Consider the following 23,077-nt stretch of genomic DNA (forward strand, 5'->3'; position numbering starts at 1 on the left):
GTGTGATTCCCTCTAGTGCCCTTCGTATAATAATTATCATATTAGAATAAATACGTTTATTTATTTTAATAATCATCACTATTCACGTCAAAACAGAAAAAAATAAAAAGGAGGGGAAAAATGACGACCACAGGGAAGAAGCTGAAAGTTGTTTTTGTGCTGATATTATTGAGTTTATCGAACATTCTGCCTGTAACTGCAACAGCAGAAGCTACAGATAATCCAACGATGTTAGAAATCATTTCAGCTGAAATCACTTCAGATCAATCTGGGAAAAAAGCACTGAACGTCAAACTAAATGCGAATAACAACAGTACAGAAAAGGTAGAGAAAGAAATTGGTCTAGTTGAGAATTACTTAAGCGATGTGGAAAGAAAGGAAGGAGATGGCTATGCTTATCAGGTAAAAAGCGGGAAAACCACGCTGGAAATCTCTCCAAACACTAAACAAACGATCAATCTAAGTCTTCCAATCGATCCAACACTTTATCACAGCCAGACAAATAAGCTGATCGTCGATAATAAAGAGTATGACATTACTGATGCGACAGAACACAAGAAAGAGACAGAAGTGTCAACACCAAATACAGACGAAACAAAAGAAGGAATATCAGAAGAAAATGAAAATTCTGTCAGTCCCTTTACATTGCCTACATTGTCTTTGCCAACTATGACTGTTTCAGCTAACCAGACGATCCCTACAGAGTATACGACGGATGATCAAGGCACTTATCCTAAAGCCAATTGGCAACCTACAGGAAATACAAATGTTCTTGATCACCAAGGTAATAAAAATGGATCAAATCAATGGGATGGGATAAATTCTTGGGATGGAGATCCTAATGATCGGACTCATTCGTATATCGAATACGGGGGAACAGGCAATCAAGCAGACTATGCGATACGTAAGTTTGCAAAGGAGACAACTACACCTGGATTGTTTGATGTTTATTTGAATGCCCGTGGAAATGTACAAAAAGATATCACACCTCTTGATCTCGTATTGGTCGTAGACTGGTCAGGAAGTATGAACGACAATGATCGGATCGGTGAAGTAAAAATTGGTGTCGATCGTTTTGTCGATACTTTAGCAGATAGCGGTATCACAGACAAAATCAATATGGGATATGTCGGCTACTCCAGTGATGGCTATAACTACAGTAACGGTACTGTGCAGATGGGTTCATTTGATTCAGTAAAGAATCAAGTAAAATCCATCACACCTTCATGGACAAATGGCGGTACTTTTACACAAAAAGGACTAAGAGATGCAGGAGACATGCTATCCGTTCCAAACGGACATAAAAAAGTGATCGTCTTGCTGACGGATGGTGTACCGACATTTTCCTATAAAGTACAGCGAGTACACGCACAACCAAGCAACGATTATTACGGTACCCAGTTTTCCAATACTCAAGATCAGCCGGGAAATACTTCTCGAATTGCAAGAAGCTATTATGCACCTGACCAAAACAACCAATCCAGAAGAATAGACAGCACATTTATCGCAACCATCGGAGAAGCGATGGCGCTTAAAGAACGAGGAATCGAGATACATGGTCTTGGTATCCAACTTCAAAGCGATCCAGCAGCTGGTCTATCTAAAGCAGAAGTAGAGTCTCGTATGCGGCAAATGGTTTCAGCAGATGAAAAAGGTGACCTTTATTATGAATCAGCCGATCATGCAACAGATATCTCTGAATATCTGGCTAAAAAAGCTGTACAGATCTCTGCAACTGTAAGTAATGGACAAATAAATGATCCAATCGCAGAACCATTTATTTATCAACCTGGTACACTTTCAGTCAAAAGCGTGGGAACAAACCCTACAACAGTTACTCCAACTATTTCTATAGATGGAAATACGATCAAGAGCAATCAGATTTATTTAGGAAAAGACCAAGAAATCCAAATTCATTACCAAGTGAGGATCCAGACAGAAAATGAGGACTTCCACCCGAATTTCTGGTATCAAATGAACGGTAGGACGACTTTCCAACCAAGTATTGACACTGACGAATTAGCTGAATTCGGTATACCATCTGCTAAAGCTCCCGGAGTCAATCTTCACATCAAAAAATTATGGGAAGAATTTGACAATAATCCAGCTAATCGTCCAGATCAAGTCACTTTTGAAATCCAACGGAACCATACAACAGATGCTGCAGCTTGGAAAAACGGATATATCCGCATCACTAAACCAGCTAAAGATACTGCAAATTCGTGGGAACGTGCAGACGTCGACAAACTCTCTGCAAATAGTGGAGAAAGTTATCACGAGATACTATCACTGCCTCAATATAATAATCAAGGTCAAGCATTCAGTTACCAAACAATCAAAGAACTACCTGTACCAGGATATGATTCTCAACAAATAGATGCACTGACATGGAAGAATACTAAACAATTCACACCGTTAGACTTAAAAATAACGAAAAATTCCTCTACAGGAGAAAAGGATCTCATTGGCGCTGTTTTCAAATTAACAGGAGATTCTATTGATACTTTACTAACTGATAATGGTGATGGGACCTATTCTCTTCCGGAAAATGTCAAATTGCAAAAAGAAATGACTTATACACTGACAGAAACAAAAGCTCCAGAAGGTCATGAATTAAGCAAGAAGACTACTTGGGAAATCAAGATTGCTTCTGATGGTACGGTAACCATTGATGGAAAAACAGTCACTACTTCCGATGATACGATCCAGTTGACCATTGAAAATCCTTTTGTTGAAATTCCTATAGCAGTACGTAAGTATACGATGCAAGGGACGGGCAAAGAGATGAATCTTAAAGGTGCAGCTTTTGCCCTACAGAAAAAAGAAGCAAACGGTGCTTATCAGCCAATGGACAGCCAAACAACGAATGAAAAAGGTCTTGCCATTTTTGATTCACTCACACCTGGAGAATATCGAGTCGTTGAAACAGCTGGTCCTGCCGGATATGATACTTCGCCGGGAAATTATGAATTCCAAATCGACAAATATGGAAAGATTATTTACACGGGGAAAAACACCGAGACAACGAATGGCATGTGGACGCTCACACATCAAAATCGATTAAAAGCGTTTGACCTGACAGTACACAAAAAGGAAGACAACGGACAGGCATTAAAAGGAGCCAAATTCAGACTGCAAGGACCAGAAATGGACTTAGAATTGCCAAAAGATGGACAAGAAACGGACACCTTTCTATTCGAAAATTTAAAACCTGGAACTTATAAGCTGACCGAAACCTTTACACCAGAAGGATACCAAGGACTAAAAGATCCAGTTACTATCATCATAAAAGAAGATGGATCGATTCAAGTGGATGGACAAGAGTATGAGTCTGTTCTTTCACCAGGAGCCAAAAACAACCAGATTTCTTTAGACATCACGAATCAGGCAAAAGTACCATTACCTGATACGGGAGGAATTGGCCGCTTAGGAATCTATCTAGTAGGGATGATTGGTTGTACATTTTCTATTTGGTATCTTTTTTTCAAAAAAGAAAGAGGGGGCAGCTAATATGAAAAAACTTGGTTGGCTTAGTATGTGTCTCTTCTTATTACTGTTTAAACCTGCTTTTACTCAGGCAGTAACAGCAACAGAACCAGATATGGTCCAGATCACTTTGCACAAATTACTGTTTCCAAATGGCCAACTACCGGAAAACCAGCCAAGTGACGGACAAGAAAAAGAGTTATTGCAAACGTATCGGGGATTGAATGGAGTCACATTTCAAGTTTATGATGTCACAGAATCTTTTTACCATTTACGAGAAAAGGGGAAAACAGTAGAGGAAGCACAAACAGAGATCGCAAAAAACGGTAAGTCTTCTGGCACGTTTATCGCAGAAGCAACAACCGCAACTCTGAACAACGAAGATGGTATTGCTTCTTTTTCTCTACCTGCCAAAGATCATAAAAAAAGAGAGAAAGCGTATCTTTTTTTTGAATCCAAAGCACCAGAAGTCGTCAAAGAAAAAGCAGAGAACATGGTAGTTGTTCTACCTGTATATGGACAAAACGATCAAGAACTTTCATCTATCCATTTGTATCCTAAAAATGAAGAAAATAACTACCCTGATCCTCCTTTTGAAAAGGTATTAGAAGAAACGAGGGATAATTTTACGATTGGTGACAAAGTCACTTATTCCTTGCACACGACGATCCCTATGAATATCTTAGACTATCAAAAATTCGTATTATCAGATAGTGCGGATGGAGCATTAACGTTTTTACCTAATAGTCTAACGATGTCATCGAATGGACAAAAGCTATCCGAAGGATTTGTCATACACACGAAACCACACGGATTTGAAATTGCATTTTCGATTCCTTCGCTAGAAAAATATGCTGGAAAAAACCTGACCATTTCTTATCAGATGCAGCTAAACAGTACAGCTCAGGCGAACAAGGAAATCAATAACAACGGAACACTAGATTTTGGTTTTGGTATCAGCACAAAGAAAGTCTCTGTATATACAGGGAGTAAGCAATTTGTCAAAATCGAGACAAATAAACCAAACAAACGATTAGCTGGCGCAGTATTCCTTATTAAAAACAAAGCAGGAAATTACCTGCAACGAACAGCCAACGGATACAAGTGGACAAGTAATGAATCAGATGCGCTTCACCTGACCTCCGATAAAAATGGCGCTTTTTCAATTATCGGGTTGAAAACAGGAGATTACTGGTTAAAAGAGATCAAAGCACCATCTGGTTATATTTTAAGTGAAACAGAAATTCCGTTTACCATTTCAACTAGCCTCTCTGAGGAGAAAGAGACTGTCGGTAGATTGAAAGTAGTCAACAAAAAAGAAAATAGTCGTCCATTTCTTCCTAAAACAAACGAAACGAAAAACATCCTTCTAGTCGTTGTTGGCATGGTGTTCGCAAGCCTTGCAATATGGTTGTTTATTAAAAAAAGAACAGGAGTGACAAAATGAAAAATCATAAAAAAATAAGCATTATATTAGGTGCACTTTTTCTTATTTTACCATTAATCACAAGTAGCTTCGGCGCAAAAAGAGTGTTTGCGGAGGATACAGCAGCTCAAGTCATTCTCCATAAAAAGAAAATGACTGATTTACCCGATCCTTTGATTCAAAACAGTGGGAAAGAAATGAGTGAATTCGATCAATACCAAGGATTAGCCGATATTTCATTTTCCGTTTATAACGTCACTACAGAATTTTATGCGCAACGGGAGAAAGGAGCGTCGGTGGATGCAGCAAAACAAGCAGTCCAATCTTTGACTCCTGGTACACCAATTGCATCAGGAACGACAGATGCGGATGGAAATGTGACTTTATCTTTACCTAAAAAACAAAATGGGAAAGATGCAGTCTACACAATCAAAGAGGAACCAAAAGACGGAGTGACAGCTGCCACAAACATGGTGCTCGCTTTTCCTGTATACGAGATGATCAAACAAGCAGATGGCTCTTATAAATACGGGACAGAAGAATTGGACACTATCCATCTCTATCCTAAAAATATAGTTGGTAATGATGGAACATTGAAAGTGACCAAAGTCGGTACTGCCGAAAACGAAGCACTAAACGGTGCAGCATTCATTATTTCTAAAGAAGAAGGAACACCAAGCGTCAAAAAATATATCCAAAGCGTCACAGATGGATTGTACACTTGGACAACGGATCAAACGAAAGCCAAACATTTCATTACTGGTCATTCTTATGATATCGGCAACAATGACTTTGCCGAGGCAACGATTGAAAAAGGTCAATTGATCGTCAATCATTTAGAGGTTGGAAAATATAATTTAGAAGAAGTAAAAGCTCCTGATAATGCAGAAATGATTGATAATCAAACAAACACGCCGTTTGAGATCTTGGCAAATAGTCAAACTCCTGTAGAAAAGACAATCAAAAATGATACGTCCAAAGTCGATAAGACAACTCCACAATTGAATGGAAAAGATGTCGCAATCGGAGAAAAAATCCAATATGAGATCTCTGTCAACATTCCTTTAGGTATCGCTGATAAAGAAGGAACACAAAACAAGTACACGACATTCAAACTCATTGATACTCATGACGCTGCTTTGACATTTGATCATGAAACTTCAGGAACGTATGCGTATGTCTTGTATGATGGGGATAAAGAAATCGATCCAACAAATTATTCTGTCACTGAACAAACAAACGGATTCACGGTTTCAGTTGGCTCGAATTATATTCCTTCACTCACTCCTGGTGGTACGCTGAAATTTGTTTACTATATGCATTTGAACGAAAAAGCAGATCCAACAAAAGGGTTTTCTAACCAAGCAAATGTCGATAACGGACATACAAATGATCAAACGCCACCGTCAGTCGATGTCGTTACTGGCGGCAAACGATTTGTCAAAGTAGATGGTGATGTTTCATCAGATCAAACACTTGCTGGAGCAGAATTCGTCGTTCGTGATCAAGAGAGTGACACAGCCAACTATTTGTCGATCGACCCATCTACAAAAGCCGTCAACTGGGTTTCGACGAAAGAATCAGCAACAGTTTTTACAACCACAAACAACGGTTTAGTTGATGTGACAGGTCTCAAATACGGCACGTACTATCTGGAAGAAACGAAAGCACCAGAAAATTATGTTCCATTGGCAAACCGCGTAGCATTTACTGTCGATGAACAATCTTACGCAACAGCAGGACAGTTGATTTCTCCTGAAAAAATACCAAATAAACACAAAGGTACACTTCCTTCAACAGGTGGTAAGGGAATCTATCTTTATATTGGTGCAGGAGTGATCCTTCTATTGATTGCTGGATTGTACTTTGCTAGACGCAAGCATAGTCAGATTTAATCTTTGTACATGAATTAGAAAGAGGAGCAGTGGCTTACGCAATTGCTCCTTTTTCTTTTATTAACAACTAGTCAGCACAAGGAGAACACAAATGAAACAAAAGAAAAGGAACTATCTAGACCTGCTAATGATCCTTCTGCTTCTGTCAGGGATAGGCGTCTTGGCTTATCCATTCGTTAGCGATGCGCTGAATAACTACCTGGATCAGCAAATCATCTCTCATTATCAGCAACAAGCAGTAAAAGAAAATGAAGCAGTCATGGCCAAAATCCAAAAAGACATGACAAAGAAAAACCAGCAATTAGCAAAAAAAGGAGGAAATCCCGGTGTTGATCCCTTTACTAAGAAAAAGGAACCAGTGAAAACAGACAAAACCTATTTTGAAAAACATACGATCGGCGTTCTGACGATTCCTGAAATCAATGTCCATTTACCGATTTTTGACGAAACAAATACCGTGCTGCTAGAAAAAGGCGCTTCGTTATTGGAAGGGACATCTTATCCTACTGGGGGAGAAAGTACACATGCCGTTATTTCCAGTCATCGGGGACTGCCTCAAGCAAAGTTGTTCACTGACTTGCCAAAACTGACTTTAGGTGATTCTTTCTATATCGAGATCAACGGACAGACACTTGCTTATCAAGTCGATCAGATAAAGACGGTAGAACCAACTGATACAAAAGACCTGAGAATCGAAAAAGGAAAGGATTTCGTGACACTACTGACTTGTACACCTTATATGATCAACAGTCATCGCTTACTTGTCAGAGGGCATCGCGTTCCTTATCATGCAAAAGAAGTGCAGAAAGAAGTACAGAAAGTATCTGAGAACAAACGTTTCTTCCTGTATGGATTGATAGCTATAAGTATACTGATTTTTCTGTTTCTTATTTATCTTTTTCGGCAAACATTTAAAATAAGAAACAGAAGGTAACTGTGTCTCTTTTCTATGATAGATGTATTCAAAGCAATGCGTAAACAAATAAACTGGCTGAAGTTTGAAAAAGAAAACTTCAGCCAGTTTATATGTATAACGATATCAAAGAAAGCTTGTCTCAATTTTTCCGATATTCTTTAAGAAGGCCTTTTTGCATCAATTCTTGTTTGTTTTTCAAGTTGCGGATATTCTCTTCAAAATTTTGAGAATATATCACTGAGAATAACGTATTTAATACGTAATCGAAGGCAATTTGAGAGGAGAAAGTCGCTACTTTAGCAAAATCATATTCCTCCTGCGATATAACAAGACACATATCAGCCTGTTTGGCCATTTCTGAATGCTGATTTCCGGTAATCAATAATGTTGGAGCTCCTACATGCTTTAGATAGGTCATTATCCGTTCATAATGATGGATACGACCGCTGTAGCTAATAAAAACTGCGCAATCCTCGCTAGTCAAATTGGCTGCATTCCAAGAAGAATCGCTGTATTCTTCGGCCAAGATCAAAAATTTATTCAACTTGACCATTTTATTCTGGAACTTCCTTGCCGTGATTTGGGAATCGCCTTTTGCAAAAAGAAAAATTCGCTGTGCGTTGTTCAATATTTTACTGATGTTATCCAAATCTTGATGCTCGATCTGCAATTGCGCTTTTTTTATTGACTGGATCGACAAATCTGCCATTTTCTTTGCAATTTGCTGTGTGTTATCTTCACTTGAAAAAGGAAAATTAGGATCGACCGTTTGATTAAACTGGGCAATCAATTGATGAACTTCCCGTCCTAGTTCGAAACGAAATTCTTTAAATCCGCTGAAGCCCATTTTTTTGCATAAACGAATAATAGCTGAATGGGAAGTATACGTAGCTTTTGCTAATTCTTCAATCGTCATGTAGACTGCGGCTTCGATATTCCTCCGAATATAATCAGCGATCCGTTTCTCTGTCGTGGTAAACAACTCTTGTTTGGTTAATTTTTCTTCAATAAGCATGATCTGACCTCCAAATTCTATCTTACTGATAAATGCTTGGTTCCGCCACTCTCTTTTTGATTTTTTACCTTACTTTGAACATAAATTTCACCAAACCAAATGATAACAAATGTTTTTCTGAACTTTTTTGCCAGAATGGCTATTATAGACACTTTCTATATTTTTCTAAGATATACTGAAAACAACAATAAAAGGAGGCACAAATCATGCTTACAATCGCTTATCTCGGCAATGGAAAGAGTACAAATCGCTATCATTTGCCATTTTCAAGAAAACTTACGGACAAAATCAATATCAAAAAAATTTTTTCCCCATCTAAACCAGTGTGGGAAACATTTGAAGACATCGAATATACCGATCAGCTGTCTGATCTTTGGAATGATCCTGAGATCCAATTAGTTGTCATTACTACGCCAAGTCAATTTCATTATGAATATGGAAAAATGGCACTCGAACATGGAAAGAATGTATTAGTAGAAAAACCTTTTGCAGAAACGTCAAAGGAAGCAGAAGAGTTATTTGCATTAGCAAAAGAAAAAGGGCTATTTATCCAATGTTACCAAAACAGACGGTTCGATTCTGACTTCTTGACAGTCCAAAAAGTAATCGAAAGCGGAAAATTAGGGGATATTTTAGAAGTAGAAATGCATTACGATTATTTCAGACCAGAAGTACCAGAAAATACACATGAATTTTCTACTGCAAACAGCTATTTATATGGACATGCTTGTCATACAGTAGACCAAGTTCTTTCTTATTTCGGCGAACCAGACGATATCCGTTATGATGTTCGTCAACTATTAGGGAAAGGACGAATGAATGATTACTTCGATCTGGACTTTTTCTACGGAAACATGAAAATTTCGATAAAATCCAGCTATTTCCGTGTCAAAGAACGTCCGAGTTTCGTCGTTTATGGAAAAAAGGGGATGTTCGTGAAACAAACGAAAGATCGGCAAGAAGAACATCTTAAAATGTTTTATATGCCTGATCATGAAGACTTTGGGATCGACTTGCCTGAGCACTACGGTGTATTGACTTATATAGATGAACAAGGGGATTATCATGAAGAAAAAGTGATTTCCGAGGTCGGTGATTACAGTCGCGTCTACGAAGGCATTTACGAGACATTAGTCAATGGCGCAGAAAAAGTCATTAAAGATGAAGAAACAATCTTACAGATGAAAATTTTGGAAGAAGGAATCAAAGGCATTCAAGAATCAGAAAATAAAAGATGAAAACATGACATATTTGTAAGAATCGGGTTTGTTTTTTGACGCACAAACTGTCTTATTGTACGATGAAAAAGTATAGAATTACTAGGAGGAACCAATATGACAAATTATGATGGTGAAAAACACAAACGATTAAGAGGTTCAATGGCCCCTAAAACGGAAGATGAAGTAGCTTTAGCAGGTACTAATTCTGGTGAAACAGAAGATAAAGAAGAATCATTAGCTGGCACAAACTCCGGTGAAACAGAAAACAAAGAAACAGCTTTATCCGGTTCCAATTCTGTAGAAGAAGAATCAGAGCCTAACGAACCTAATCGCTTTGAAAAAGATATCGAAAAAGCGGTTGAAGAGGTCAAAGAAAAATTTGAAGAACTGACTTCAAAAAATAAACACGATCATCATTAATTCATAAAAGCAGGGAGCCATTTGGTCACCTGCTTTTTTTCTGTAACCCGATAGAGGTCGTTTGGTACAGTCGTAAAAAAAATCTAACTGTAGGTTGTACCAAACAACCCTCGATTTAAAAGCGGTATCATACTAGAATACAAATAGGAGGTGAACAGCGCTGTGAACTACAAAATTAGTTATCTCCTGAAAACACCCAGAGAAATCAGTCTAGAAAAAGCAGCCGAAATCATCGAAGTAAATATAGACGAGGCAATCAACCAACTAACTCCCTTTGCCGAATATATGGATGAGACCCTTATCCATCTGAAAAAATTTCGAGCAATCGACTGGGCAGAAAAATACGTGAATATCACTCGCTTTGAAGCGGTGTATGCCGAACAAGAGCGTAGAGATCTTCTTTATTTGATGGTCTATTCGAATACCATACCTATTTCTGTATTTCATTTTCAAGACTTTCTTCAGGTTTCTAAAGGAACAGTCCTATCGGATATCAAAAAAGTAAGAAAGGAATTAGAAGGGGAAGAATGTCAGCTGACATATACTAGAAAAGCAGGCTTTAGGCTACTGGGGTCAGAAGTGATATTGAGAAGGGAAGCAAAAAATCGCACCGCTCATTTAATGCAATCGCTTGCTGGAAGATTTGGTCTCACGTATTTAACCGCAATGCTCTCTCTTGATTGTTATGCAAAAGCTAGAGATTTGTTAGATAACACAATCTCTCTATCAGATCTACGCTTTGCACCCAATCGAATGGATGAGTTAGCGTATTATTTAAGCTTGACCACTAATCGAATGGGGAAAATATCTGTAGAAAAGGTAAAAGATGCTGAACTTTTAGCTTCTCTTGCGATTAATGACATCAGCCGACAAATATTGACTGGCTTAGGCTATTCCGAACATCTAGAGTCAGAGATTCTATTTCTCTCTCTTTGCTTAGCCTCCATTGTTGAAGGAGATATCCAGGAGCCTGCGCTTGATTTTTTGCTGGAATGTTCTTCAGAAGTCATCCATCGCATGGAATTCCTGATGGCCGTAGAATTTGATTCATTTCGTGAATTATTGATGAATGTCTTTTATCACTTGGTACCTGCCTATTTTCGTATCTCTTATTCTTTTTACTTGCCAAATGTGATGATTGATCAAATCAAACATCAATATGCTTCCATCTATGAAATGACAAGAAAAGCATTGCGCCCGTTAGAAAAACGGATAGGGAAGAGCATCCCTGAAGAAGAGGTTGGTTTTTTCACTATACTATTCGGCGGAGAAATAAGAAAAGTAGATGAAGAAGAAAGAAACAGAAAAATAAGAGCCGTGATCGTCTGTCCAAGTGGCATTAGCTCTTCATTGATCTTGAAAAGCGAGCTTCAGCAATTATTCCCGATGATCCTTTTTACAGAGACCAATTCAGCTGATCGCTTGCACGAGGTTGATGAAACTTCTTACGATATCGTTTTTTCTACTGTGCCTCTCACGCTTACGAATAAGAAAAAGTCACTGTATGTCCTACAACCAATCATGACTGACTTGGAAAAAAACCAGCTGATCAATCAAGTACAAAGAGATTGGCTGATACCAGGATTCTCCATGCCTTCTGCTCAAGAATTGCTAGCTGCGCTACTTCCATATATCGAATTAAAAGAAGGTGTAGATGAAGAAAAGCTCTATCAAGTCTTAAATCGTAAAATGAACAAACTTTTAGAAAAGAAGGAGGATCAACGTCCTATGCTATCTGAATTATTAACAGAAGAAATGATCCAATTATCCGATCAACCAAAAAAATGGCAAGAAGCAATCACACTTGCCGCACAACCACTATTATTAAAGAATAAAATAGAGGAGAGTTATATCAAAGCGATGATTGAACGTGTGGAGCAGTATGGTGCGTTTATCCACATCGGCGACCACATCGCACTGCCGCATGCTCGTCCGGAAGACGGTGTAAACGAAGTAGGGATGTCTTTGCTGAAACTTCAACAACCAGTTGATCTAATCGATGATCCTGCTCATCCCATCAGCTTATTTATCTGTTTAGCCGCTATCGATAACGAGGCACATCTTCGGGCGTTGGCAAATTTAACCAAGCTACTTTCTAATAAACAAAATCTTCAAGAACTATTACAAGCCTCAACAAAAGAAGAAATACTAGCAATCATAAAAAAGGGAGACGAATAACATGAAAATTTTTGCAGTGTGTCAAAGTGGATTAGGAACAAGTTTTATGGTAGAGATGAACATCAAACAAGCTCTTGCAGATCTTGGAGCAGATGTGGACGATTTCGAAGTAAGTCATACGGATGTTGGGAGTGTATCTAGCGATATGGCGGATTATTTCTTCATTGAACATTCTTTGAAAGATACACTTACTTCTATACCGGATGAAAAACTCGTGCCGTTGCAATCGATCATCGACAGTGATGAAGTAAAAGAAAAAGTAGAACAGATCTTGTCAAAAGAATAAAAATGATTCAAGGGAGGAAATATCAATGGATAAATTGTTGAATTTGTTTGTTTCAATCGTCAGTCAGCCCTCCATCCTCGTTTCTCTGATTGCACTGCTTGGGCTTGTTCTGCAAAAAAAGAAATTTTCAGAAGTGATCCAAGGAACCATCAAAACATTTGTCGGATTCTTAGTATTGATTGGCGGCGCTGGACTGATCAGTAATTCATTAACCCCTTTCGCTTCGATGTTCCAAACGGCTCTGCATACCCAAGGTGTAGTTCCAAGTAATGAAGCAGTAGTGGCGATTGCTTTACAACAATTCGGCACACCTACTGCCTTGATCATGCTAGTAGGGATGATCGTGAATATTCTACTTGCTCGATTCACAAGATATAAATTTATTTTTCTTACAGGTCAAGCGATGCTTTATGTTTCTTGTCTGACAGCAGTCATTTTAGTAAGCGCTGGATTTACTGCAAACGTGTGGATGATCTTATTAGGAGGGATTTTTGAAGGAACACTATTAACTATTACGCCCGCTCTTTGTCAACCATTCATGAAGAACATTACTGGGAACAACCAAGTTGCGCTGGGGCATACCGGCAATATCGGTTATGCGTCTAGCGGGTGGATCGGTAAGTTCTTTGGAAATAAAGACCGCTCTACAGAGGACATAAAGATTCCTAAAAGTTTCAGTTTTTTGCGAGATTCTACTGTATCGATCATGCTCTTGATGTCAATCGTATATGTCGCACTTGCCTTATTAGCAGGTCCTGGATTTGTTGAAAGAGAATTAAGCAATGGAGATAATGCTGTAATCTTTGCATTGATCCAAGCTGGAACATTTACAGCAGGGTTTGTTATCGTCCTTCAAGGGGTTCGGATGGTGTTGGCAGAAATCGTTCCAGCATTCCAAGGAATCGCTAAAAAGCTTGTACCTGATTCTAAACCAGCGTTAGATGTCCCTATCGTTTTTCCATATGCACCTAATGCTGTATTGATTGGCTTTTTTGTCAGCTTCTTTGTAGGAACGCTATCGATGTTTGCCATGATAGGCTTGCAGACTACAGTCATCATCCCTGGAGTAGTTGGCCATTTCTTTTGCGGAGCTGCTTCTGGTGTTTTCGGCAACTCGACTGGCGGTAGAAGAGGGGCGGTATTAGGTTCTGCTTTCAATAGCTTATTGATTAGTTGGTTGCCATTATTTATCCTTCCGGTATTAGGAGATCTTAAAATCGCTTCTTCTACATTTGCCGATACTGATTATCTAGTACCAGGACTTGTACTTGGAAAACTAGGAGAATACGGTCAAATGGCATTGACAGTCGGAATCATCGTTTTCTTTTTACTTGTCGTATTATCTAGCTTTCTTTTTGCCGGAAAAAGAACAAACATTGTTTCTAAAGAACAGAATTAAGCAAGCTTCAAAATAAAAACTGCTTGGACAATATCAGAAGACGATCGAATGTTTTCTGATATGTCGCAAGCAGTTTTTTGTTTTATGCATTTATTTTTGAATGGATTGTTAAGGCAAGTGGCTGTTTTGCTAGAAGAGGATAACTTTTACCATTCATTTTCACTGTTCCGCCTGTTCTATCAGAAGTAATCACGATCTTATCTTCTGTTTTTTCCAGCGAAATCATTCCATCTTTGATAGGTAGCGTACAATTCAGTGTTTCAAATGAATCTAGATTAGGTTGTATCATAAATTCTTCATAACCTGGCTTTGTTGGATACAAACCGATAAAATAGCGTCCTAAAAGATAGATTGGGCTTGCTCCCCATGCATGGCATAAGCTTTTTCCATAAGGATCTCCATACATACTGTACTTTTCATTTCCTGTTTGAGTAGGGTCGTATTCTTCCCAGAAAGTTACCGCATCATGAGATAACATCCCTCCCCAATAATCAAGAATCGTTTGGTAGACGATTTCCGTCTGTCCGAGTTTGCATAAGGCATCTTGTTCATAGAATTTAAAATAGGGGGTAGTGATCTGTGTGATCGAGTCATTCAACAAGACATTCTTTAAAATCGATTGCTGTTGTTCTTTGTTAGCAAAATCGAATAAAACAGCGAAAATATTCGCATGACGCGTCACATTTCTTCTCCCAGATTCATAGCAATCGATAAAAGCGCCAAGTTCTTCATCCCAAAAGTAGTCAAATAGGTTTTGTTTCAATACCTGGTATTTTTCTTGATAGAGATCAGTAGGATAAATTTCAGCCTCTCCATATGTTTCAGCTAAGATATTTCCGCAAGTGATCATAGAGTGGTAGGCTTTCAGTAATAGAACTTGTTCTGCAGCAAGCGTTCCTTCTTTATCCATTTCAGACCAATCAATAAAGATCCAATCTTTTGCTCTTCCATAAATAAACCCTAATTCATTCGTTTGTTCCATCAAGTACCTCATCAATGATTGCATCTTAGGATAGACAATACGTAAAAATTCGCAGTCTTTCGTCATCATATAGTGGTTTTCGATGCCAATCAGCCATAAGATCGAATAGTCGACAATCGTATTCATATGTTGCTTGATTTCATTTTGTCCTCTTAATGCGAATATCGTTCGCTTATTGATTTCCTCGTCAAAGAAAAGATATTGATTGATCATAAATGATTGATACGCATCTCCAGACCAAATCCAGCGGTCTCGTTTGATACCGTCGATAAAAAACAAATCACTACATAACTTGAAAGTTTCTTCTGATACTGACCAGATCTGATTCAATAAAGAAGAATCGCTTGAAAAAGTAGCTTGTTTCGAAAGAGATAAAAATTCATGAAAAACTTGAAGTTGAACCATTCCAGTAGAAACCTCCGGTATAAACAAATAGCGAAAAGCGCGTTTACGAGCTTTCATTTTTCTTGTCATTCCAATTTGTTTATAGTAACAATACTCGATATCCATAGCTTCTACATCGGACTCTCCATAACATAGAGTGATGGATTCGATAGGATCGTCCAGAGATATTAGTTCTACACAGCCATTCACTGCTCGTCCAAAATCGAATAAGACTCCTCCATTAACCTCCGTTTCAGTAACTGGATGGACACATTCTTTTTGATAATAGATTTGATTTGGATCTTTAGCGATATCGACATAGAGTGGACTCCAGCCAGCTGGGTATTCTTCAATAAAGTTGCTTGCTGTCCAGCCGATATCTGATTTTATTTCATCTCCCTCGATAAACATCGCTGGTAGCCCAGATGTATGTCCAACGAAGATCCGGATTTTTACTTTACCAGCCGGACAAGTCAGCCATTTTCCACATGGATGCTTTTGCCCATTAATTTCTACGTACCCAACTCCTTGGATCGTCACTTTGAACATGGAAGGATGATCAAGAAAGTAATATCTCTTAAACTTGACATTCCGATGACAATCAACCATGTACCAGTACGCCGGCCAGTCGAAACCTCGTTCTTCTCGTTGGAAATTTTGTAGCAGTCCATGGCGGATCTCAAAGTCTCCAGGATACCAAAGCCATCTATTTTGTGATTTTTCATTTGTCATTTTGCGCGACCTCCATCAAAATTATTTTGTTGTCAATTGTTCTTTTATTTCTTCATCTACTCTTATCACTGTCTTTCTATTCGTCCTGTATACCACTAGAACGCTAACAAGCGCGCTAATCAACAGCAAGATACTGCCATTAACGAAAACAGCAAGTGTCTTACTTCCAAGAGAAACAAAAGAGAGAAAAAGCAAACCATATGGTGCAATGAAAGTGCCTAAATTAGCGCCAACTAGTAAGATCGAAGTATTGAAACTCTCCGCATGCTTAGGCGCTTGGATACTCACTTGGTTGAATAAATAAGGAATGAATAACGAAAAAGAAATCCCAGTTAAAATCGCGCCAAATCCAATCACATACAGATTCATGGCACTGGCAATCAATACAAAGCCAATACCCATCAGTAGTAAAGAAAGAGTAAGCATATAACGATGTGCTTTTGCCTGAAGCCAGCCAAAACAAACTCCGGCGGCCATACTTGCCAACTGCATGATGGTCAAGATATTCGCTGCATTGGTTTCGTCTCCTAGAGAATAGGTCGTCAAGACTGTGGCTAATTTGATTGAGACAGCATTATATACCACGATGATCAGTAAGAGAAAAATACCATAACTAATCATTTTGGGATTTGTTTTGATTACTTGTCTTGCTGAAGCTGTGCCTTTTACTTGAATCTCAGTTGTTTCAGGTCTAGGAACAAACAAAACAAACAAGATTAAAATAGGTAAGCTGATGGCGTAGACTAAAAAAGTATATTGCCAGCCGAACTGTACTAGTTGTCCTGCAACAAATGTCATTAGAGCTGCACCAAATCCCTGAAATGCACTTTGAAAACCAATCATAGATGCACGTTCATCTCCGTGATAAAAGGCAGCAATCATGCTGACTGCCAAAGAATTGATCAATCCGAAGCCAATGCCTAGCCCAGCTCGTGAAGCTAAGACGATACTGTAACTTTGCGAGAAGAGGGGGAGGACACCACAAATCGATGCAATCACTAACCCGATGATCACAGTCTGTTTTTGTCCGATTCTCCTAGCAATAAAACTACTAAACAAAACGAAAATAGTGACCATAAAAGATGGAGCAGTCGTTAATAATTCAACAGCAGATAAAGAACGCGAGGCATAAGTAGCTGACATACTGGGAATCGCTGATGTGACCGCACCAGCAGAAGTCAAAATAAGAGAGACTGACAGTAGAGAAAATTTCATCATTTTTTTATTCATACACATATTCCTTTCACTTTTTTGTAAGCGCTTATCAAAAATATAGTATGAAGTAGCTCTTCACTCAATAGCGGAACCACAGGAAATTCATGTCCCAACCATAGAAAGTCTTTGTGAAAACCAAAATAGCTTTGCATATAATTGCAGTACAGCGTAAACTAATAAGCGAAAGAAACTGCTTACAAGAAGGAGGAAGTCAATTGGAACTAGCTGAATTAGACACTTTTTTGCGTAATGAAGAATCAATCGAAACTCTGCAGCGTGAACAAGGAAAGAATGTCAATGACTTAAACTTAGCTTATCATCTTCAGACACCACCAAAAATCCACCGAGGAGATTTATTTCAAAACGGAAATATTCATATCAGTAAACACCGTCGATATGCGGAAGTTCCTGAGCATACACATGATTTTGTTGAAATCAATTATATGTATAGCGGAAGATGTTCACAGGTCATCAATGGAGAAAGAGTGGATATGGAAGAAAGTGACGTGGTAATCATTGATAAAGAAGCTACTCAAAGAATTGAATACACAGGTCAAGAGGATATTTTAATCAACATCTTATTAAAGGAAGAGACCTTATCTACAGAAATATTGAACCATTTGGCAAGCACCAATAATCTGCTTTCTTCTTTTTTGATCAATGCGGCAAAAGAAAAGGGAGAACATACGCAATTCATTCATTTTCATGGCGGAAAAGCGAGTCGTTTGACGCATTTGATTGAAAATATGCTGTTGATTTATTTTGATACATACAGTCATAAAATCCGTTCACTAAACCTATATATATCACTACTACTAATCGAATTGACTCATTTATTAGAACAGCAAACCTTTTCGTCAGCAGATGGATACGCAGAAAACGAGATGCTTGGTATATTGGATTATATCGATAAGCATTTTACTTCTTGTACATTAAAAGAAACAGCGGCTCATTTTGGCTACAATCCGGTCTACCTTAGTAATAAATTGAAAATGTATTTTGATGCTTCTTTTCAAGAATTGGTTCTACAAAAAAAATTTGACTTTGCATTGGAATTGATTCAAGAAACGAGTTTTTCGTTGGAAGAGATTGCTAATCGCATCGGATATAAACAAACCACTTCTTTATTCAAATTATTCAAAAAGTATTCAACATGTACACCCAATGAATGGAGAAACACCCGATAAGAAGAACAGTCTGACATGTAAAAAACAGGTAAGACTATTCAAAGTCTTAACCGCGTATTAACTAAACTCAATCAAGAGAAGAAGGAAAAAGTTGATGGCACCATATAGGAGATAAGTTGCTATAAATAGATGTTTTAGTAGTGGCTGTTTCCACTTTTGCCTTCTCTTCATTTGATAAATACTCACTAGTAAGCATACAGTGATGATAGATACGCTGATCTTTCTAACTTGGAAGATTAGCGTCCATAGATGGGAATCCATTGTTAATTGGACACGTGGCAGAAAAAAATAGAGGACACTCAAAAAGACATACTTTATCCAAGATGAACCATTGGACTTATTCTTCATAATATTCACTCATTTCAATAGGTTAGTCAGACAGATAGACTTTTGTTTGGCACATATCATAAGGTATATCCGATACTAGTGTACTCATTTCTTATCTTCCAATAAACATATAGAAGGAACAGTTTTTTCATAAACAAGAAAAAGCAGTTCCTTTTTTAAACTTCTTTTATTGTATCCTTTAGATAATGTGATTGAAGAAGGGAGGAGGAGATGAAAATGGTAAAGGCTTGGTTAAGTGGTTTAGCTGCTTACAGCGTTGTTGGACAAACTGATTTATTTTCTGCGTTCGCTATGTACTTGTCTAAGTATCGTTTTGTGTTATTAGGTGCTCTTTTTTTCGTGATTCTATTAACTGTTCTGTTGAGCAAAAAGATGTCCGCAAGTTCAAGTACGAAGAGTAACGCACCTGGTAATAAGGGTTTTCAGAAGCAGCAGCAATATAAAAACTATCGTAAGTGATATTTTCTATCTCTTTAAAGAAATCAAAGGATGATACGGCAACTATTTACTATTTACAATGAGGTGAAGCATGGGAAATTTTGCATTTATCATAACTTTTTTAAGCGAATTTGCTGTCTTAGCACAAAATGAAGGAACTGGTATTTTTGCCACCTTCGTTGCTATGTATCTCATCCGATACGGATTGTCCACGTTTTTTGCCGTCTATCTGTTCATTTTTATCGTCAAACAGTTCTATGAATATCTAAAAGGCACCAGTATACGAAAAAACAAACGCCGATTTAAAAGACAGTTAGCTGCATCCTATAAAATACAAAAGAAAACGATCCAAGAAAATTATGAAAAAGGATTGACTGATACGGACAAAGTAAAGAAAAACGTTTATAACAAAACAAAACTTTAGATGGGACAATGAGGGAGCAGAGCAAATGGATATAGGAATTTCAATCGTAAATGAAGGGATATTGATTTTAGGTGCGATTGGCTTTTTATTATGGTTAATTATTTTTGGCTTGGTTTTATTTTCAGTTCTAAAGCGTACAAGGAAAAAGTATAGCTTTGATAAAGGTGGAGCTAAAGTAGCTCCATTAGTGATAGCGTTAGTACTTTTAGTTGTGTTGGCAGGGTACATGGGTGTAATCGTTTATCAGTTATCTGTTGTACGTATTTAGGAATTCGTTTCCATCAAAAATTATAATAACAGCTATTATAATTAACATATTGATAAAATGAATAAACAAGACTATAATTTCCATGAAAGTAACAAATAGTTATGAAAAAGGAGCTGTTTATTCATGAAAAAAACAAGTCGTAAAGTAGTAATCGTCGGTACAGGTTTTGTTGGAACAAGTATCGCTTATGCAATGATCAACCAAGGAATCTCTAATGAATTAGTCTTGATCGATGTGAACCAAGAAAAAGCAGAAGGGGAAGCACTGGATCTTTTAGATGGTATGGCTTGGGGCGATGAAAACGTTGCTGTATGGTCAGGCGGTTATGAAGAATGTAAAGATGCAGATATCGTTGTTATCACAGCTGGTATCAACCAAAAACCTGGCCAATCTCGTTTAGATTTAGTTAAGACAAATGCGTCAATCATGCGCCAAATCGTCAAAGAAATCATGGGATCAGGATTCGACGGAATTATCGTTGTTGCTTCAAATCCAGTGGATATTTTGACATATATCGCTTGGAACGAGTCAGGCCTGCCAACATCACGTGTTATCGGTACTGGTACAACATTGGATACAACTCGTTTCCGTAAAGAAATCGCATTGAAATTAAAAGTAGACCCACGTAGCGTTCACGGCTATATCTTAGGTGAACATGGTGATTCAGAAGTTGCTGCATGGTCACATACAACTGTTGGTGGTAAACCAGTTTTTGAAATTGTAGAAAAAGATCATCGTATCGCAAAAGACGAATTAGATGTAATTGCTGATAAAGTTCGTAATGCTGCTTATGAGATCATTGATCGTAAAAAAGCAACTTATTATGGTATTGGTATGAGTACTGCACGTATCGTAAAAGCTATCTTGAATAACGAACAAGCTGTATTGCCTGTATCTGCTTACTTAACTGGTGAATACAACGAAAAAGATATCTTTACAGGTGTGCCATCAATCGTTGACGAAAATGGCGTTCGTGAAGTTGTTGAATTGTCCATCAACGAAGAAGAAAAAGCAATGTTCAGCAAATCAACAAGTGCTTTAAGAGAAGTATTGAACACTGTATTATAAGAGATAATGAGTAAGAACTAAAAAATCAAAACCTGCTTAACAGATATTTCAGCTGTTAAGCAGGTTTTTTATTGATATCTATAGGTAAGCAAATAAACGGAATGATTATAATCGATTCGGTCGAAAATGATCCATAAGTATGAAATGTAATCTGCTGATTAAATAATCGAATCGATATCAATGACAACTAAAACTTAAGTAAATGATTTATCTATGTGATTAAAAATCCTTCAGTGATGGCAAACATAAATACAGTGAGTCGTAATCTGATTAACTGTATAAAGAAAATGGTTTTTATCATTTAATTAAACGCTGAAAAAGTAAGAAAAACTGCAAAATTTTTTTATAATTTTGCACAAGTAGATTTTGATGGAAAAACGACGATTTTTAATAAAAAACCGTTCGAGAGAGGCTTATTATTTTTTAAAACTACTTTGTATAATATATATTATGTAAACTAAAATATATAAAAAATCAATCCACTAGTTCTAAACCACTATTTCCTACTATTCACACTTTTGTATTCCTTTTAAATCAATTATTTCAAAATTAATCCATATTTTTATGAAAAAACTTTTTTGTATGAACAACCATACAAAAAATCAGCATATTCTTTAATGACATGCTGATCTAATTGAGAAATAAAGTTTTTAATTTGTTCATTTTATTGCGGTTTGTCGTAAATAATTGGTTATCTTGGACTTCAGTGAATCGAAATCCAACGAACTAGTGGTAATCATTATGATAAAATCAACAGCTTCTTGACGAGAAAAAGCAACTGAACAATTATTCAATTGAAGAAACAACAGCATGGCAACAAGAGCAGTTCGTTTATTACCATTATGAAAAGGATGTTTTTTAGCTAAATTAATTGCTAGAATTGCCGCTTTTTCATAGACTTCGGGATAGAGTTCTTGATTAAATACTGCTTGTGAAGGCTGTTTAACAGCCATATCTAATACATTGGCATCTTTTACACCAATCATTTCGCCTGGTGAGTAACGTAAAATAACTTTTGCGTTGATTTTGATAATTTCTTTAGTCGAAAGATACCTCATAAATCAACCAAATCTTTTAACGCGTCTTCATATTGATTCATGATCGAATCAACTAATGAATCAATATCAGGTTCTTCTTGTGCTTTGATCATTCGTACAGAACCATCAGATTGAAAAACATAACTGATTGCGTCACCCGTCTGCACACCCATGAATTCTTTTACTTCTGGTGGGATAGTTGTTACATCGCTATTGCCGGATTTTCTAATTTTATACTTTTTTATTTTTTTCATATTTCGCCACCCTCTATACCGTTCTATAGTAAGTACATTATATCTAAGTATATACATTTAATCAATGTATATACTATTGATTTGCTTTTTCTTACGAAAAAACGACAAAGAAAAAGTAAAAAAAGTTTGTGACATGACTTTTGTCACAAACTCTCGTATTCTTAACCAAAATATTGATGGAATACTTGCGTAATAACTGGTAGGAAATAAATAATGATCATAGCCCCTACCACCATCAATAATTGTTTACGCTGTTTCTTTCGCTTCAGCATGCTTGTCGTTTTATGAAAAAAATAAGTAGCGCTTTTAGCTCCTGCAGTCAAAGTCGATAAAATCAACGTTGGTGAATATGCTGTTTGATTGTGCGTCAATGACAACAACTTCGTCCCGTAATCAGGATACTTTAGAAATGCTTGGTACACAGCCACAATCGTGATTGCTCCCATAAGATAATTTAAAAATGAATGCACTTTTTTCAAATAAAAAAACTCCTTGCTAT

20 protein-coding genes are annotated in these 23,077 nt (G+C 37.4%); 14 read left to right on the forward strand and 6 right to left on the reverse strand.

The genetic code is table 11. The annotated features are described in order from the left end of the window. The first annotated feature begins 120 nt into the window (after positions 1–120). The 4 genes from AB3I00_RS08265 (at position 121) to AB3I00_RS08280 (ending at position 7,741) form a co-directional block, all read left to right on the forward strand. Positions 121–3,510 carry a SpaA isopeptide-forming pilin-related protein gene (locus AB3I00_RS08265; protein WP_070769905.1) on the forward strand — a complete coding sequence of 1,130 codons (3,390 nt, stop codon included), beginning with the start codon at positions 121–123 and terminating at the stop codon, positions 3,508–3,510. 1 nt (position 3,511) lies between these two features. Continuing rightward, positions 3,512–4,933 (forward strand): SpaH/EbpB family LPXTG-anchored major pilin, encoded by a 1,422-nt coding sequence (locus AB3I00_RS08270; protein ID WP_070769904.1) that lies wholly within the window; start codon positions 3,512–3,514, stop codon positions 4,931–4,933. Then, the gene (locus tag AB3I00_RS08275) at positions 4,930–6,807 is read left to right on the forward strand and encodes a SpaH/EbpB family LPXTG-anchored major pilin (protein ID WP_104764403.1); all 1,878 of its coding nucleotides are present in this window, start codon (positions 4,930–4,932) and stop codon (positions 6,805–6,807) included. Before AB3I00_RS08270 ends, AB3I00_RS08275 begins: the two co-directional genes overlap by 4 nt. A gap of 91 nt (positions 6,808–6,898) precedes the next feature. Then, the gene (locus AB3I00_RS08280) at positions 6,899–7,741 is read left to right on the forward strand and encodes a class C sortase (RefSeq protein WP_002339284.1); all 843 of its coding nucleotides are present in this window, start codon (positions 6,899–6,901) and stop codon (positions 7,739–7,741) included. Between the two features lie 121 nt (positions 7,742–7,862). Here AB3I00_RS08280 and AB3I00_RS08285 read toward each other — a convergent pair whose 3' ends face one another. After that, positions 7,863–8,738 carry a MurR/RpiR family transcriptional regulator gene (locus AB3I00_RS08285; RefSeq protein ID WP_086286029.1) on the reverse strand — a complete coding sequence of 292 codons (876 nt, stop codon included), beginning with the start codon at positions 8,736–8,738 and terminating at the stop codon, positions 7,863–7,865. A 206-nt stretch (positions 8,739–8,944) separates the two neighbouring features. Here AB3I00_RS08285 and AB3I00_RS08290 point away from each other — a divergent pair, with 206 nt between their 5' ends. From AB3I00_RS08290 to AB3I00_RS08310, 5 genes are all read left to right on the forward strand, one after another. Beyond that, positions 8,945–9,976, forward strand: coding sequence for a Gfo/Idh/MocA family oxidoreductase (locus AB3I00_RS08290; protein WP_002342205.1), 1,032 nt, complete (start codon positions 8,945–8,947; stop codon positions 9,974–9,976). A gap of 96 nt (positions 9,977–10,072) precedes the next feature. After that, a complete protein-coding gene (locus tag AB3I00_RS08295) occupies positions 10,073–10,378 on the forward strand; it encodes an rRNA processing protein (protein ID WP_104764402.1) in 306 nt (101 codons plus the stop codon). A 162-nt stretch (positions 10,379–10,540) separates the two neighbouring features. Continuing rightward, positions 10,541–12,556 (forward strand): PTS sugar transporter subunit IIA, encoded by a 2,016-nt coding sequence (locus tag AB3I00_RS08300; RefSeq protein WP_104764401.1) that lies wholly within the window; start codon positions 10,541–10,543, stop codon positions 12,554–12,556. 1 nt (position 12,557) lies between these two features. Beyond that, positions 12,558–12,842 (forward strand): PTS sugar transporter subunit IIB, encoded by a 285-nt coding sequence (locus AB3I00_RS08305; protein WP_002309270.1) that lies wholly within the window; start codon positions 12,558–12,560, stop codon positions 12,840–12,842. A gap of 25 nt (positions 12,843–12,867) precedes the next feature. Continuing rightward, entirely contained in the window at positions 12,868–14,241 is a 1,374-nt protein-coding gene (locus AB3I00_RS08310; protein WP_368025039.1) for a PTS ascorbate transporter subunit IIC, read from the forward strand. Between the two features lie 82 nt (positions 14,242–14,323). Here the strand turns inward: AB3I00_RS08310 and AB3I00_RS08315 are convergent, their stop codons facing one another. Both AB3I00_RS08315 and AB3I00_RS08320 read right to left on the reverse strand, forming a co-directional pair. Further along, the gene (locus tag AB3I00_RS08315; RefSeq protein ID WP_368025040.1) at positions 14,324–16,339 is read right to left on the reverse strand and encodes an alpha-rhamnosidase; all 2,016 of its coding nucleotides are present in this window, start codon (positions 16,337–16,339) and stop codon (positions 14,324–14,326) included. A 21-nt stretch (positions 16,340–16,360) separates the two neighbouring features. Continuing rightward, complete coding sequence (locus AB3I00_RS08320) at positions 16,361–17,575, reverse strand: MFS transporter (RefSeq protein ID WP_181046589.1); 1,215 nt, start codon at positions 17,573–17,575, stop codon at positions 16,361–16,363. A gap of 221 nt (positions 17,576–17,796) precedes the next feature. On the opposite strand from AB3I00_RS08320, the gene AB3I00_RS08325 reads away from it, so the two are divergent. From AB3I00_RS08325 to AB3I00_RS08345, 5 genes are all read left to right on the forward strand, one after another. Next, the gene (locus tag AB3I00_RS08325) at positions 17,797–18,741 is read left to right on the forward strand and encodes an AraC family transcriptional regulator (protein ID WP_024635189.1); all 945 of its coding nucleotides are present in this window, start codon (positions 17,797–17,799) and stop codon (positions 18,739–18,741) included. 564 nt (positions 18,742–19,305) lie between these two features. After that, complete coding sequence (locus AB3I00_RS08330) at positions 19,306–19,548, forward strand: hypothetical protein (protein WP_002339290.1); 243 nt, start codon at positions 19,306–19,308, stop codon at positions 19,546–19,548. Between the two features lie 70 nt (positions 19,549–19,618). Then, positions 19,619–19,951, forward strand: a complete 333-nt coding sequence (locus tag AB3I00_RS08335) for a hypothetical protein (RefSeq protein ID WP_002309277.1) — start codon at positions 19,619–19,621, stop codon at positions 19,949–19,951. Between the two features lie 25 nt (positions 19,952–19,976). Further along, complete coding sequence (locus AB3I00_RS08340) at positions 19,977–20,219, forward strand: hypothetical protein (RefSeq protein ID WP_002329193.1); 243 nt, start codon at positions 19,977–19,979, stop codon at positions 20,217–20,219. Between the two features lie 123 nt (positions 20,220–20,342). Then, entirely contained in the window at positions 20,343–21,287 is a 945-nt protein-coding gene (locus tag AB3I00_RS08345) for an L-lactate dehydrogenase (RefSeq protein ID WP_002329192.1), read from the forward strand. Positions 21,288–21,946: 659 nt separating this feature from the next. Here AB3I00_RS08345 and AB3I00_RS08350 read toward each other — a convergent pair. The 3 genes from AB3I00_RS08350 to AB3I00_RS08360 form a co-directional block, all read right to left on the reverse strand. Further along, complete coding sequence (locus tag AB3I00_RS08350) at positions 21,947–22,345, reverse strand: type II toxin-antitoxin system death-on-curing family toxin (RefSeq protein WP_368025041.1); 399 nt, start codon at positions 22,343–22,345, stop codon at positions 21,947–21,949. After that, complete coding sequence (locus tag AB3I00_RS08355) at positions 22,342–22,578, reverse strand: AbrB/MazE/SpoVT family DNA-binding domain-containing protein (RefSeq protein ID WP_368025042.1); 237 nt, start codon at positions 22,576–22,578, stop codon at positions 22,342–22,344. Before AB3I00_RS08355 ends, AB3I00_RS08350 begins: the two co-directional genes overlap by 4 nt. 161 nt (positions 22,579–22,739) lie before the next feature. Continuing rightward, entirely contained in the window at positions 22,740–23,024 is a 285-nt protein-coding gene (locus AB3I00_RS08360) for a hypothetical protein (protein ID WP_002313773.1), read from the reverse strand. Positions 23,025–23,077: the final 53 nt, after the last annotated feature.

Origin of the sequence: Enterococcus sp. C76, from assembly GCF_040886985.1 — a bacterium.
GTDB classification, from domain to species: domain Bacteria; phylum Bacillota; class Bacilli; order Lactobacillales; family Enterococcaceae; genus Enterococcus_B; species Enterococcus_B lactis.